This is a genomic window from Bacteroidota bacterium (assembly GCA_039714315.1).
In the GTDB taxonomy this organism is placed as follows: Bacteria; Bacteroidota; Bacteroidia; order Flavobacteriales; family JADGDT01; genus JADGDT01.
This window is the reverse complement of sequence record JBDLJM010000068.1, coordinates 1-16,541: the sequence shown is the minus strand read 5'-3', so window position 1 is coordinate 16,541 and position 16,541 is coordinate 1. Positions and strand designations below refer to the sequence as shown.

10 protein-coding genes are annotated in these 16,541 nt (G+C 34.0%); 9 read left to right on the top strand and 1 reads right to left on the bottom strand.

The window, feature by feature from the left end; genetic code table 11:
• Nucleotides 1-107: 107 nt before the first annotated feature.
• A complete protein-coding gene (locus tag ABFR62_08265) occupies nt 108-941 on the bottom strand; it encodes an ABC transporter ATP-binding protein (GenBank protein ID MEN8138413.1) in 834 nt (277 codons plus the stop codon).
• 419 nt (nt 942-1,360) lie between these two features.
• Between ABFR62_08265 and ABFR62_08260 the strand changes: the two genes are divergently transcribed.
• The 9 genes from ABFR62_08260 to ABFR62_08220 all read left to right on the top strand — a co-directional run.
• Entirely contained in the window at nt 1,361-1,972 is a 612-nt protein-coding gene (locus ABFR62_08260; GenBank protein ID MEN8138412.1) for a sigma-70 family RNA polymerase sigma factor, read from the top strand.
• A 283-nt stretch (nt 1,973-2,255) separates the two neighbouring features.
• Nucleotides 2,256-5,318, top strand: coding sequence for a TonB-dependent receptor (locus tag ABFR62_08255; protein ID MEN8138411.1), 3,063 nt, complete (start codon nt 2,256-2,258; stop codon nt 5,316-5,318).
• Nucleotides 5,319-5,421: 103 nt separating this feature from the next.
• Nucleotides 5,422-6,966 (top strand): RagB/SusD family nutrient uptake outer membrane protein, encoded by a 1,545-nt coding sequence (locus ABFR62_08250; protein MEN8138410.1) that lies wholly within the window; start codon nt 5,422-5,424, stop codon nt 6,964-6,966.
• An 80-nt stretch (nt 6,967-7,046) separates the two neighbouring features.
• Nucleotides 7,047-8,021 (top strand): T9SS type A sorting domain-containing protein, encoded by a 975-nt coding sequence (locus ABFR62_08245; protein MEN8138409.1) that lies wholly within the window; start codon nt 7,047-7,049, stop codon nt 8,019-8,021.
• A gap of 91 nt (nt 8,022-8,112) precedes the next feature.
• Entirely contained in the window at nt 8,113-9,333 is a 1,221-nt protein-coding gene (locus ABFR62_08240; GenBank protein ID MEN8138408.1) for a T9SS type A sorting domain-containing protein, read from the top strand.
• A 217-nt stretch (nt 9,334-9,550) separates the two neighbouring features.
• The gene (locus ABFR62_08235; protein MEN8138407.1) at nt 9,551-10,753 is read left to right on the top strand and encodes a FecR domain-containing protein; all 1,203 of its coding nucleotides are present in this window, start codon (nt 9,551-9,553) and stop codon (nt 10,751-10,753) included.
• Between the two features lie 235 nt (nt 10,754-10,988).
• Nucleotides 10,989-14,219, top strand: a complete 3,231-nt coding sequence (locus tag ABFR62_08230; protein ID MEN8138406.1) for a TonB-dependent receptor — start codon at nt 10,989-10,991, stop codon at nt 14,217-14,219.
• 11 nt (nt 14,220-14,230) lie between these two features.
• Nucleotides 14,231-15,691, top strand: coding sequence for a RagB/SusD family nutrient uptake outer membrane protein (locus ABFR62_08225; GenBank protein MEN8138405.1), 1,461 nt, complete (start codon nt 14,231-14,233; stop codon nt 15,689-15,691).
• 32 nt (nt 15,692-15,723) lie between these two features.
• Nucleotides 15,724-16,541 (top strand): family 20 glycosylhydrolase (locus tag ABFR62_08220; protein MEN8138404.1); only part of this gene is annotated, 818 nt, incomplete at its 3' end.

Genomic DNA, 16,541 nt, shown 5'->3' with positions numbered 1-16,541 from the left:
ACATCAATGAAATAAACAAGGCTACAAATGAACCCAATAAGGTAAGTATTGCTGATTTTTTTCTAAGACTAATTTGATTTCGTCCGTAGTTAGAAAACCTTTTTATATTAAATGTCTGATTCATGGATTTCAAATTTTGAACCGTTTGTTACGGCGTTAAACAATAACTCAATATCTAATGGAGTGCCCGATTTGTCCTTTTGTTTTACTACTCGGTGACCTCCCGCTACATTTTCGCTGTATACAAAGTCTATACCGGTAGTATCTGATACGGTTTCGAATGAGAGACTTTCGCTTACGTCAATTGTGTCGTGATTAAAAACAATATTGCCGTTATCAATTAGCAATATCCTGTCTATTAGGTTTTCCACATCTTTTACCTGATGTGTAGATATAATAACCGTCTGTTCATCGTTTAAAGCACCTGCCATCACTTTGCGAAAAAGAGCTTTTGAAGGAATGTCAAGCCCGTTTGTTGGCTCATCCAACGCTAACAGATTACAGTTTGTAGCTAATGCAAAAGCAATTAAAAATTTCTTCTTTTGTCCGTATGACATCTTGCTCAATTTTACACGGCGGTCCAACTCAAAGCTATTAATTATGTCATCCATTTTTGCGAAATCAAATGTTGGATATAGCGGAGCTGTACACTTTACGTATTCATCAATAGATATTGACGGAACTTCAAATTCTTCCGGTACAAAAAATACCTGTTGCATGAATGAAGGGTATCGCTTTATAGGATCGTAATTCAATACCGATATATCACCCGAATGGCTTTTTAGTAAACCTGCAATTATTTTCAACAATGTAGATTTACCGGCACCGTTTTTTCCAAGTAAACCGATTATGCTTCCTCCCGAAGCTTGTAGGTTCAGGTCTCTAAATAAGGGGAGACCTTTTTTAGAGTAACTGAAATTTAAGTTTTTAATGCTTACCATAGTTAGTTTGCTTTATATTGAACTAGTGTACTATCGAAGTAGTACACTACGAATGTATAGTAATAATTCTGAAAAACAAAACATATAATTAATTTTTCTAAAAACTATAGGTTTTTATGCGGTTGTTTGTTTAACTGTTTAAAGGTCATAGGGGGAAAGTCATAATTCTAAACTTAGAATTATAAAAGTTTTAGTGTAACTAAAAGTGAAGTCGCAATTATAGGCTGATTTTCGTCTTAAACCAGACTTAATTTTCCTAAGCTAATAGGAGTCTGATTTTACTGTCACGATTTTTTTTTTTCTTAAAAAGAATGTTATGTTTGTCACGTAATATAACTACTAACCTGTATTCCACTTCTCTCGTCGAACATAGGTTTTTATCTAACTATTGTATAACTACTATTTCTCTTTGTGTAAAAATGGAGAATAAAAAATTTGCAGATAAAACTGACCGGAAAGAGCTTTCTCAGGAAGTGTTATGGCTTAAATTCATTGGAGGTGATAATCATGCAATAGATAATATTTACAGACAAAATTATCAGGCTTTATTCATATATGGTCAACGTTTCAAAATAGATACCAGTACGGTAGAAGATACAATTCAAACTCTTTTCATTAATTTATTTAAATACCGAAAATCTTTAAAGGAAGTAAAAAGTGTTAAAGCATATATTTTTAGATCATTTAGGAATATTATACTAAAACAATCATCTGATTTATCCATTTTTTCTTTGATTGATAATATCGATACTGAAGAGAAAAATGACACCCATGATCATGAAGTGTTAGTATATGAGGTTAAAAAAGTAATGAATGATTTAAGTCCCAGAGAAAGAGAAATTATTTTGCTGAAATATTTCGAAGATTATAAAAATGACGAAATAGCTGAAATATTAGGTATTGAGAATAAAACAGTCAGGAATTTGGTAACGAGAGCTTTAAATAGGTTCAGAAAGACTGGCAAGGATAAATTTATTGTAATCAGCATATTAATACTTACTTCTAAATTCTTCGGAAGAAGTAAGGTTTAAACCTTTTACATTATACCAAATGAATTTGTCTATGACAACATTGTTTATCGCTTCGCTGTTTATTGTCTAGGCTGAGCCGAGACACGGTGAGCTGATGACAAGAAACACTTTTAACTTTAAACTTTAAGTTTTGTCATAGGTAAGCCCAGGTTTTTAGCAAAAATTCTAATCATTCTTTTCCTTCATCATTAAAAAAAAATAAAATTTCTAATTTTTTTCGTGGGACAAATCTGGTTTAGTGACTCTACTAATTATAAGATCAAACTAAATCAAATTTTGTTATATGAGAAAATTTACCTTCTTACTAGTCTTTTCACTAATAATAAGCTTGTCTTACGGACAAAGCAGACAAGTGAATGGAGTAGTATTATCGGCAGAGGATAATAGTCCTTTACCCGGTGTTTCAGTTGTAGAAACAAATACATCAAATGGAGTTGTTACTGATATTGACGGAAAGTTCAATATAACAATGAATGATACGGAGAATAATCTATTAGCATTTTCTTTTATGGGATTTCTTGAACAAGAAATCAAAATAGTAAATCAAAGTTCAATAAATGTAATTCTTCGACCTGATGTAGAAGTATTAGATGATATTATTGTTGTTGGTTACGGAACAAAAAAGAAAAGTTTGGTTACCGGTGCAATATCATCTGTTGAAGTAAAGGATATTAACCTTGCTACGGCAAATGCTATGCAGAGTATCCAGGGAAAGGTTTCCGGTGTACAGGTAATGCCAACTTCCGGATCGCCGGGTGCAGCGGTTAGTATGAAGATTAGGGGAACAGGTTCTAATGGTCGATCTCAGCCTCTTTTTATTGTAGATGGAATGAAAACAAGTATTGATTATCTGTCTCCTTCAGATATCGAATCTGTTGAAATATTAAAAGATGCGGCATCTTCGGCAATTTATGGAGCAGAGGGAGCAAATGGTGTAGTAATTGTTACTACTAAAACTGGTAAAGAAGGAAAAGCTGTAATTAATTACGATTTTCAATATGGTATTCAAAGCGTTCCTGAATTAACAAAAATGATGAATGTTAAGGAATATTCGGCATATTTAGATGAAGCAGGAATAGATTCTTCGATACCCGATTCTTTACCTTCTACAAATTGGTTTGATGAAACTTTTCAACTGGCACCAGTTAAAACGCATAATATATCAATAAGTGGAGGAAGCAAGGTTTCTACTTATTTATTATCCGGTACATTTTATGAGCAGGATGGTATAGTAGGAGGCGATAAAGCAAACTTCCAAAGATATTCTTTCAGATTAAATTCAACTCATAAATTAAAAAAATGGTTAGAAGTTGGGAATAATTTGTCATATACAAATTCTGCTAGAAGAACGATTAGTGAAGATAGTGAATATGATGGATTGATTTCCAGTGCTATAATGATGGATCCCCTAACTCCTGTTACCTATGAAGGCGTTCCTCAAAATGTTCAGGATGCAATTGATAATGGACATACACCTATTGCTGATGAAGATGGGAATTATTACGGTATGTCTCAGTATACTTTAGGAAAGGTGTCTAACCCGGTTGCTTTATTGGAAACAATGAAAAGAAAATACAGGGAAGATAAATTAACAGGTTCATTCTATGGAAAGATCAAGCCATTCAAAGGTTTTGAGTTTACTTCCAGATTAGGAATTGATCTAAACTACGGAACAACAAATTCGTGGAATCCAAGTCATTATTTTACACCAGACAGGTTTAATGATGTTCCAACAGTAAGCCAAAGTGTTGACAACTGGAAGTCGTGGTTGTGGGATAATTATGCGATATATTCTATACAACTTAAAAAACATAATATTTCATTAATGGCAGGTATGTCATCTCAGGAAAATACTTATGAATACATTTGGGGAGATTCTGCACCATTAGCTGTTGAAGATGATTCATATGCTTACCTTGATCATACCTTAAGTGATGATAATGACAAAACAGGAGGATCGAGAAGTAGAACAACAATGCTTTCATATTTTGGAAGATTTAGCTATGATTATGATTCAAAATATTTATTTGAAACAACTTTAAGACGTGATGGATCTTCATTATTTTCTCCGGAGAATAAGTTTGCTGTATTTCCTTCGGTATCACTTGGTTGGGTTGTGTCGAATGAAGAATTCTTTAATGATGAGTCGTTTTTTAATCATTTAAAACTTCGGGGAAGTTGGGGTCAAAATGGAAGTTTGTCGAACTTGTCGGCCGACCAATGGAATTCTTTAATTACTTCTGATGGAATTAGATATCCAAATTCTTCAGGAGGATATTATCCGGGAGCAGAACCACTTGCAATTGCAAATAAGGATCTTGTGTGGGAAACAAGTGAGCAGGTTAATGTTGGACTTGATGCTCGTTTCTTTAATAACAAGCTTTCTTTTGTAGCTGAATACTATAAAAAACAAACTATTGATTTGTTAACTCCTTCAACACCTCCATTATCAGTAGGAAATAATGCACCCTTTGCAAATGGTGGTACAGTTAGTAATGAAGGGTTTGAATTTGAACTTTCGTACAAAGATTTTGATGGAGAATTTAAATATAGTTTGAGTGCCAACTTCTCGACTTTAAAAAACAATGTTACTTATCTGAATCCATTGGCAGGCGATGGAATAAACGGAGCTGAAGTAGGTAGATGGATAGGAGCTACAAGGTTTGATGTTGATAATCCTATATGGTATTTCAGAGGATATAAGACTGATGGAATATTTCAGAGTCAGGATGAAATTGATAAGTATATTGAAGATAATAATCTTTCACGTTACAGGCCTAAACCAGGAGAACCAATTGTAATAGATGTTGACGGTGATGGTAGAATTACACCCAATGACAGAACTTATATAGGTAGTCCGCATCCTGATATGATGTATGGAGCAACAGTTTACCTAGAATATAAAGGTTTCGATTTTAACTTCTTCCTTCAGGGATCAATTGGTAATGATGTGTTGATGGGATTCTATAGAAATGACTACTCATACACAAATAAACCAAAGTTCTTTTACGACGATAGATGGACAGGAGAAGGAAGTACAAATGAATGGTTTGGAGCCAATACCAGAAGTCAGTATATCTATCAGAGTGATTTCATGGTACAGGATGGTTCGTTTATGAGAATTCGCAAGATACAATTAGGTTATTCTTTACCGTCGCAACTAACTAATAAGGCCTATATCAACAAATTCCGACTTTATGTATCACTGGATAACTTCTTCACATTCACTAAGTACAAAGGAATTGATCCTGAAGCAGGTAGTACATCCGGAAGTAGTCAGGGAATAGATAGGGGCGTGTATCCTATACCTCGTACAATAATGTATGGAGTATCAGTATCATTTTAATTAAAAAGAGGATCAAATGAAACGAGCATGAGCAAAGAGTTTCTCACATAGGGTGATGATAATATGCGAGTTCCATCTGACCAAAACATAAAATTATTAACAGATGAAAATGTTAGAAAATATATTTAAAGCAGTACTTGTAGTAGTTTTAGTTGTGCTAAGTGGCTGTTCAAAGGAGTTTTTGGATGTAAAGCCTACCGGGAAAACTACAGAATCGGAATTTTATAAAACTGATGAAGATGCTTCAATGGCATTGATAGCAGCATACGATATTTTACAACTATATTCTTTATTGAGTTTCGATAGCCCGGGCATGACGCGTGTTTTGGCTTCTGACGAATCGGTAGCTGCAGGAGGTGGACCAAGTGATCTTATTCATTTTCAGGAATTCGATGATTACTCGTATACCACTACAAACAGAGCAATTAAAAGAGCATATGAAGTATTTTATTTTGGTGTAAACAGGGCTAATCTTGTAATTGATAATATTGATCCGACTTCTGAATTTAGAGAGAGAATAATTGCAGAAGCTAAGGTGTTAAGGTCTTTTTATTATTTTGAATTGGTAACTATGTTTGGAGGAGTGCCCCTGCATAAAACCGTACCCGGAGCTAATGGTTATGCTAAAAAACGTGCCACTGTTCAGGATGTATATCAATTTATAGAAGAAGGTTTGACAGAAGCCATTCCTAAATTAGCACATAAGTCAGAGTTGAGTAATAGTGATCAGTTCAGAGTTAGTGTTGAAACTGCTCAGGCTTTGTTGGGTAAGGCTTATTTGTATCAGGAAAAATGGACAGAAGCTACTCAGGTTTTTGGTGATTTGATATTAAATGAAGGTAGTGAAGTAGGATTAGATCCTGATTATGCTCACTTGTGGTCGCCTGATGGTAGATGGGGACAGGAAACTTTAATGAATATTTCTTTTTCATCATATGAAAATCATGTTGATGCCGGTAATGTTTGGGCAGAAACAAGTAGAAGAGGTTATGAAGCAAACTACGATGTTCAGTTAATGGGACCGCGTGTTGAATTTTATAATCTTGGAACAAGTGATTTATTATACGGATGGGGATTCAATAGTCCGACGGAAAGCATATATAACGCCTATGTTAATGCAGGGGATGTATTACGAAGACAAGCAACTCTAATGTCGGAGGATGAATTGTTAAACACTTACGGAGGTAGTGTTAGTCCTGATGCATTTGGGTGGCATGGTTCTATTAGGTTGAAATATGCAACATATGCAGATCAAACATCTTTTGATGCCGATCCTGTAATGAATTATGGAAACAATTATCGTTTACTCCGTTATGCAGATGTTCTTCTAATGGCTGCAGAAGCTTATTACAGATCAGGTGATGAAAATCAGGCACGTATAGAACTTAATAAAGTACGACAGAGAGCAGGAATGGGAGATGTAACTGCCGGAGGAGATGATTTGTTTTCAGCAATAATTCTTGAAAGACAGTTGGAATTAGCATTTGAGGGCCAAAGATTTTTTGATTTGGTTCGATGGGGAACAGCAGCAGATATATTAGGATCTGATGGATTTGTTGCAGGTAAACACGAATTATTTCCAATCCCTCAACAGGAAATCGACGTAAACCCTGCGATCACTGCAGCAGATCAAAATCCGGGATGGTAACCGGAATAAAATCTACCACTTACTAAAACGGATTATAGTAATGTCTATAATATTTATAATTATTAACTAAATTTTTTATTATGAGAAGAATTTTTACATCGTTATTGTTGTTAGGTTTAACATCTTTAACATTTGCTCAGGTAACAGTAACAATTAACCTTGATGTTAGGGATGCAGACTTTGATGCTGCTACTGAGGCTATTTTTTATTCTGGAGGTTTTAATGGCTGGGCTATGCCGGGAGAAGATGCTGATGCTGAGTTTCTTGATAATGGAGATGGTACTTTGACTTTAATTTATGAAGGTATAGAACCAGGCTTCTATTGGAGTGATTTTTATGAAGTGGATTTAGATGGTTCAGGTAATCCGATACCAACCTGGGGAACATCAGGTAGCGACAGAGAATGGTCAGGATTTCCTGTTGGGATAGATCAAAATGTTTATGTTGGTACTGAGGATGTTGTTTATAACACTAAATGGGGCGGAGTATATACTATGAACCTATCTGTTGATATGAATGCTGTTGTAGATTTTGACGCTTCAACTGATAAAGTTTACTATCATGATCATGTTGGGATGAAGTACAATGGAACTGAAATGCTTGATGAAGATGCAGATGGAATATATACTGTAACTCTTGCAGATGTACCTTCAACATTTTATCCTGTAGTTTTTGCTTATTCTATTTCAGAAACAGAAACAGTATTTGAGTATGATGCAGATCGTTATGACACCAGAGTTGTTCAAATATCTGGTGCCGATTTCACAGAGAGTTATGTATTTGATGCATCAAATACTTACACCGAAGTACTAGGAATGGCAAATGCTGAATTAGTAAATATAAGTTTATATCCTAACCCTTCGAAAGGTGTTTATGAAGTTAATATAGATGGAGCTTATAATATTAATGTTATCGATGTTACCGGTAAAACAGTTTACAAAGGATCAATAAATAACAAAGGTGTAATAGATCTTACTAATAAGTCAAGAGGTCTGTATTTTGCAACTTTTACTTCAGGTGTTAAGTCTGTTACAAAAAAGATAGTGTTAGAGTAAATTATTACTTAATAGTTAATTAGAGTCGATGTAATGTCGGCTCTAATTATTATTAAAAAATGTTTGAATAAAAGGAGTAAACAGTTATTATATGTCTCTAAAATATTATTATTTCTCAATATTATTTATGATCATAATGCATTTTAGTGTAAATGCTCAACCATTAGACAATGGTTTTGTGGTTTATCACTCATATACAAGTTATGATGCATGGAATTCAAAAATGTATTTATTGGATCTGGAAGAAAACAATATTATCGAAATAGGTAGGGATTGGAATATTGATCATGAAATGAATGGACATATCTCACCCGATGGAACCAAGTTAGTGTTTATGGGTGATGATAAAGGAGAACCAAGAGACTGGGATATATATTTATGGGAAATCGGAAGCTCAGATCAACCGATTAATCTTACTCATGGATATGATCGAAGAGATGAAGATCCTAAATTTTCTCCCGATGGTACTAAAATAGTGTTTAAACAAGCGTATTGGAGTTCGTCTGTAAATGGTTTTATATTCGATATTAAAGAATTGGATTTGTCGGGGAATATAATAAATACTGTCACTTCATATAATCAGGTAGAAGAATCAATGCCATATTATACAGCCGATGGTCTGAAAATAATTTATGCCTCATCAGGAGGAGCTGACGGAGATATATATAGTATAGATCAGGATGGAAGTAATAATTCTATTATTGAAAGTCAAAGTTCTGTTCAGGAGTATTATCCGATAGTCCGTGATTCTGAAACATATTTTTTTACCAGATGGGTTTCAGCTTCAGATCACCATGATCAGGTATATATCGGTAATTTTAATGGAGACCCTGCAGTGAAGGCAGCATTTAATGTATCCACCGCTGATTATTCTGATGCATATCCCGCAGGTGGAGATCTGGCCTTCTTCTCAAGTACGAGATCCGGAGGAAGAGGAGCATATGATCTTTACATTGGAGATGTGAGCACAGGTGAAGTGTGGAATATGGACACTTTTGGAAGTATAAATACATACCGTAATGAATTAGGAGCTTGTTATAACGAAAATTCTTATGAGGATTTGTTATCTAATGAAATAATCCAAAAACAGGTGGGTTCAGTTTATCCGAATCCGGGTAGTGATGGAATATTTAATCTCAAAATTGATAAAGAATACCAGCTTAGCGTAATTAGTATTGATGGAAAACTTATAGTTGAAAGACAGGTAAGTGATGGAGAAATAGTTGATTTGTCTACACAGGACAGAGGTATTTATTTTTTCGTATTGAAATCGAAGGAAGAACTACAAGCTTTAAAAGTATTGATAAGATAGGGGTGAAGGGTAATGCTATTGATATAGCATTTTAAAATCCGGGGAATATATATTGTTGTTTAAAGATAAAGAACCAAAGAGGTTAATTGAGAGATAGTTTATTGAATATCATGGTGTTCGGCAAGAATTTTTCCGAGCATCCCATATTAATTGATAATAAGGAAATGCTTGTTGCTATTTTTGTTAAAATATTTAAATTGCATCGTAATACTTTAATGTGAAAAATTTAATGATCTCGTTTGAAGAATTAATACAGGACAATGGATTTATAAAATGGGCCTTGAAAAAGGAGGGCTCAGATAAATTGTATTGGGATAAGTTATATGATAGTGCATCAGGAAAAGAAAAAAAAATATTTAATGAGGCGGTTGAGGTAGTAAACTCATTGCATTCTATAGATATTAACGAAAACATACAGGAACAATCAGAAGATAAAATTGAACAGGGACTCATTGATCTACACTCTAAAGTAGATGGTGTTCATAAAGGAAAAGTAAGATATCTCAGATTTTTGAAATACGCAGCTTCGATAATTATTCTAATTGGATTAGGAACAGTATTTAAAAATTCATTTACAGATAAAGGAATATTAGAAGATCATTTGGAACTGGCTGAAGCCGGATATTCCGGAATATCGATAGAAGATGGAAGTGGAGTTTTATATAAACTTCCCGATGTAGAGCAAAATTGGCAAAGTGATAATGGCTTAGCGATATCTGTAAGTGGGAGTAGTGCTTCTATTTCTCAATCGGAAAGTTTAAAAGATAAGATTAAAGAAACATTTAAATTTCATGTACCTGCCCGAAAAGTATTTAAAGTTACAATGCCTGATGGTACAATAGTAAATTTAAATGCAAATAGTGACTTTGAATACAGTATCGATGATGCTTCTAAGAAAAGAATTAGCAAACTGAAAGGAGAAGGTTTATTTGAAGTTACACATAATAAAGAACGTCCTTTTATTGTTGAAACAGAAAGAATGAATATAGAGGTATTAGGGACTATATTCAATGTAATGGCTTATGAGGATGAACATAGTACTGAAACTACATTAGTTCAGGGTAGTGTTAAGGTTGGAAATACCCATGGAGATTCTAAAGTTATTAAACCGGGAGATGTAGCTATTGTTAACGAAGGAGAAGTTATTAGTGTTATTGAGGCAGATGTTGATAAAGCATTAGATTGGATGGATAATTCAATTATACTTCAAAACGATAGACTGGAAGATATCTTGACACAACTTGGAAGATGGTATGGAGTAAGCTTTGTATATGATAATGAAAAACTTAAAAACGTTACTTTAAGTGGTGAATTAAGTAAGGAGAAAGAACTATCTGATTTGTTGAAAAAGTTGAAGTATATTCAGGATATAAGTTTTATTGTTAGCGATAAAAACGTGAAAGTTATAAGTGAAAATTAATAAGAATTATTAAAAAGAGCTACTGCTACTAATGTTGTGGAAAAACTAAAATTATTATAATATCGTCATTCTGAGCGTAGCTTTAGCGAAGTCGAAGAATCTTATGGCTTCTACTAAAAACGTGAGATCTTTCGACTACGCTACGCTTCGCTCAAGGTGACGATTTAGATAAATTTCCACAGAAATAATAGTAGAACCAAAAAAGTAACCCATTACACCACCTAAAACGAAACCTATGAAATTACAATATCCAATCATTCCAGTACTTGTTATTGTATTGCTATTTTCGGGTAATGTATTTTCTGAAGTGAAATCCGAAAAGATAAATACGGGTTTTATTATTAGCAATACACCGGAAAAAATAACAATCAATAGAGAAATAAAGATTATTGATCTACTTAATCATATTTCTGATGTTACCGACTATTTTCTACTCTATAAAAGTGATCTGGAAGAGCTTAATGTGATTGTTAAATTAAATGTAAAGGATGAAACAGTATCTAAAGTTTTAAATCTGGCTTTTAAAAAAATTGATCTTGAATATCTGATTGAAGATAATTACATAATTATCAGGAAAACAGATACAAGAAAACAATTCAAAAAAAAAAAGATAACCGGAAAAATTACTGATAACACAGAAAAAATAGTAGAAGGGGTTTCGGTATATATAAAGGGTGGCGAAAAAGGCGCAGTAAGTAATACAAATGGAATCTTTACAATTGAAGCCTATGAGGGGCAAACTCTGGTATTCTCACACATAGCATTTAAAGAAGAGGAAGTACTTTATTCCGGGCAGGATGATATCCATGTAGTGCTGTCAGAAAATGTAGCCAACCTCGATGATGTTGTTATAGTAGGGTATGGAAAACAGAAGGTAAGGGAATTAACAGGCTCTTTAAGTCATATCACTAACTCAAAATTAGAAGAAGCTACCGTATTGAATGTAGTTGATGCGCTGGAAGGAAGAGCTCCCGGTGTTGTTGTGACGATGCCCTCCGGGAAGCCGCAGAAGCATGGTTTTATAAGAATAAGAGGAACTACATCAATTGAGGCAAGTAGCGATCCGCTATTTGTAATAGACGGAATACCAACATTAACAATTTATGATATTAGCCCCAATGATGTCGAAAGTATTACCATTCTAAAGGATGCTTCGGCTACGGCTATTTACGGTTCGTCGGGAGCTAATGGAGTTGTAATTATTGAGACTAAAAAAGAGTTTAATTTAAAAAATGTTATAAACTTTAGCTCTTACATTGGTTCTTCAGAAATAGTAAAAAAGCTTGGAACATTAAACTCTGAGCAGTATATAGAATTAATGGATGAATTGGGGCTTTCGACCGATTGGACTAAATATAATAAGAATACCGATTGGCAGGACGAGATCTACCGAAAAGCATTTCAGCAAAACTACCAACTGTCGTTTTCAGGGTCAGATGATGGATTAAATTATTATATATCCGGAAACTGGCAAAAAAAAGAAGGTATAGTCAGAAATAGTTTTGCTGAGCGATTATCCGGTAAGGTAAACATCGATAAAAAAGTTAACGAGAGGCTAAAAGTAGGTGCTAGTTTCATGTATTCTAAGTGGCATGATAAAGATGTTAATGATAAAGTAGAATCAGGAAATACCGGTGTTGTTCTAGGAGCTTTGGTTACACCTTCTGTAATTGGGATATTTGATGATGATGGTAGATATTCGGGTAATCCATTGCAACCATCATTTGAAAATCCGGTTGCAATTACTGATGCTCCCAAACAGGATTATTTTAGTAACAGGTTTTTGAGTAATTTCTTTTTTGAAGCCAAAATTGCTAAAGGTCTCGAATTTCGTTCAAGCTTGTCGTTGGACAATTCAAATGGTAAATATTCTTATTACTTAGATCCTTATTCAACCGACTGGGGAAGAGTTAATGATGGCTTGGCCCAGGAGATAGTTGATGCAAGTACGTTTTGGATAAACGAGAATATATTAACCTATATAAAAGAAATAGGCTACCATAGGTTTAAACTAATGGGAGGAGGAATTATTTCTAAAAATTCTACTTCATTTTTGAATGTTAAAACCCGACATTTTGCAAATGGTTCTATCGAAACTATTAATGGAGGTTCTGAGTTGTTGGCATCCGTAAGCAATGAAGAATACAGGTCTAATGTGTCTTATATTAGTCGTTTAAATTATTCTTTTCAGGATAAATATTTATTTACCGGTAATATGAGAGCTGATGCTTCTTCGGTATTTGGTCCGGAAAAGCGATGGGGCTATTTTCCATCTTTTTCTGTGGGTTGGCGAGTTAGCAGTGAGTCGTTTATGAGCAATCAGTCGTTTATTGATGACTTTAAACTGAGATTGGGATGGGGTAAAGTCGGGAACGACCGTATAGCTCCATATTCGTGGTCGGGAAAAGTGAATACCGGATATAACTATGTGTTTAACGGACAGATATTACCGGGTATTGCTGTTGAAACTCTTGATAATTCAAATTTGCAATGGGAAACAACCTCTCAAACTAATATTGGTGCAGATCTTATCTTTTTAAACGATCGCTTAAGTGTTGTATTTGACGCTTATGTTAAAAATACTTCCGATTTATTATTATCGGTTCCTATTCCTACCCATGCAGGGGTTTCATCATCTATTCAAAATGTTGGAAAGATTCAGAATAAAGGGCTGGAATTTGGGCTTAATGCAAAAATTATTGATTCGTGGTTTAACTGGAATGCCGATTTTAATATTTTTCATAATTCAAATAAGGTCGTAGATCTGGAGGGACAAATATTAATGACGGGAAATATTATTCAAAGAGGAAATATAATTCGTGTAGAAGAAGGAAAGGAACTTGGAAACTTTTGGGGTTATGTTTCTGAAGGTGTTGACCCTGCAACAGGAGATATTATATACAAAGATTTGAATAATGATAAAAAGATAACAGCCGAAGGAGATAGAACAATTATAGGAAATTCGAATCCTGATATTGTTTATGGACTAAATAATAGCTTCTCTTATAAAAGAATTAGTCTTAATGTCTTTGTTCAGGGAGTGTACGGTAATCAGGTTTTCAATGCTACAAGAGTCAGCACTGAAGGAATGAATGATTTTAAGAGTCAGACTTCTGTAGTAAATGATCGATGGAGGGCAGAAGGTGATATTTCAGATATTCCCCGTGCTGTTCTGGGTTCAAAAAGTAATTCTGAGATTTCGGATAGGTTTATTGAGGATGGATCATATTTGAGGTTGAAGAAGCTTAGCTTAAGTTATTCCTTCTCCGAAAAATTAATTACGAAGCTAAAGTTATCGAAATTAAAAATATATGTCTCTGCCGAAAACTTATATACATTAAGTAATTATTCAGGTTACGATCCTGAGATAAATGCTTTTGGCAATAGTAATCTTGTACAGGGGGTTGATTATGGAACATACCCACATGCAAAAAGTGTTTTCATGGGGATTAATATGTCTTTTTAAATGGTGTTTAAATGAAAAATTCAATATATATATTCTTGTTAGTGATTAGTACACTGATTTTTCAGTCGTGTACTAAATTTCTGGAATTGGAACCGGTATCGATAACCACAACAGAAAACTCATACGATTCGGCAGAGGATTTTGAAGCAGCATTAATTGCAGTTTACAGTTTATTGCATAGCGAATACTTTATTTGGGATAATATATTATTGAGCGATGTGAGATCGGATAATTGTTATGCCGGACCACCTGATGATGTTGATATTTTTGCTTACGATCAACTTACAATTGAAGCGAATAACAGTAGAGTATTTTTAAATTGGAGTGATTTTTACAAAGGTATTTCCAGAGCTAACTTAATAATACAGAAAATTGGAAGAGTAAATGGTTTTGATGGCGATAGAAAAAATGAAATTATTGGTGAAGCTAAATTTTTAAGAGCACTATTTTATTTTCAACTTACAAAATTATATGGAGGAGTTCCTATTGTTAAAGATATGGGAAGTATTGAATTAAACGAAATACAAGTGCCAAGGAATACCGAAAGAGAAGTATATGATTTTATAGTAAAAGACCTTGAAAATGCCTCTGTATTGCTGCCAGTTACTTTTCAGCCTATTGATGGTAGAGCCACTAAAGGAGCTGCAGATGCTCTTTTGGCAAAGGCATGGGCACAACGTTCTAATAGGGATTATTTAAAGGTTATTGAGTATTGTGATAAGGTAATTGAAAGTACTGCCGGATATAGTCTCTTAAGTGATTATAGAAGCTTATTTGATGGCGAAAATTATAATAATTCTGAATCAATATTTGAGATACAATATCTTGTTGGTAATTCTACTCAGGGTAATTGGGGACCACAACTTTTTCTTCCTCCATCAATTACAGGAGATCATTGGAGAAAATATGCGACACCTTCGGTTAACCTTGTAAATGCATTTATCGAGAAACAGGACACTATAAGGTTTGAGGCAAGTATAATATGGGAAAAAGTATCATGGATAGATGAGTATTGGAGTCCTTCATATAAATTATCAGAAGTACCTTTTGTTTACAAGCAAAAACATGCCGATGGATGGCATAGTGGTGATCAGTTTTATTTGTTGAGGTTGGCTGATATTCTTTTGCTAAAAGCAGAAGCTATGGCTTATATGGGAGAAGGAGATATGGGAAGAAGTATTCTCAATAAAATAAGAAACAGAGCAGGACTTACCGATACAAATGTCTTGGATGATGATCTATTAAAGGCGATTATAGAGGAAAGGAGACTGGAATTGGCTTTTGAAGGTCATAGGTGGGACGATATGGTTAGAAATGGTATTGTTGTTTCAACCATGAATCATGTGCAAGAGCTAAATAGGATAAATAGTGAATATGTTGAGTATAACATGGAGCATAATAAAATATTACTTCCTATTCCTCTACAGGAAATAGAACGAAACCAAAAGCTCGAACAAAATCCGGGCTATTAAACTGCTACTAATATAATTAACACAATTACGAAATGTTCAAAAAACTTCTAATCCTGCTTGTTGTAATAACAGCCTGTGATACTGATAATAGTATAGTCGAATCAAATTTGAATATTATTCCTAAAGTAAATTCAGCAGATTTTAAGAATGATAAATTTGATTTACAGTCAAACATAATTTTTTCGGTCGAGAATGATGATCAGAAAGAGTTGGTTAAAACTTTTCAGGATGAATTTAATAAGCATCTTAATTGTAGTGTAGGGGCTAATGGAGATGTGAGATTCGAGACCAAAAGTGTTTTAAAGAATGAAGCATATAATTTACTTATAGATGAGTCAGGTGTTTTGATTCAGGCCTCATCAAATCCCGGATTTTATTATGGACTTCAAAGTTTAAGACAACTTATTAGTGTAGATATTCTCTCTAAGAAAGACAGGGAGCAGAAAACAGTTATATCTCTTCCCTATGTGAAAATTAGTGATTCACCACGATTTAAATGGAGGGGTATGATGCTTGATGTATCACGTCATTTTTATACTGTTGACGAGGTAAAGAGTATTATTGATATTCTTGCAATGTTAAAGATAAATACATTACACTGGCATTTGGTTGATGATCAGGGGTGGAGAATAGAAATAAATAAATACCCAAAGCTTACTGAGATTGGAGCATGGAGAGTAAATCAGGAATCTTTACACTGGAATAAGAGAAAGGAAAATAGCTTAGGCGAAAAAGCAGAATATGGAGGTTATTACACTCAGCAGGAAATAAAGGACGTTGTAGAATATGCTTCATCAAAATATATAAGTATAGTTCCCGAAATAGAAGGGGTTGCCCATGTTATGAGTGC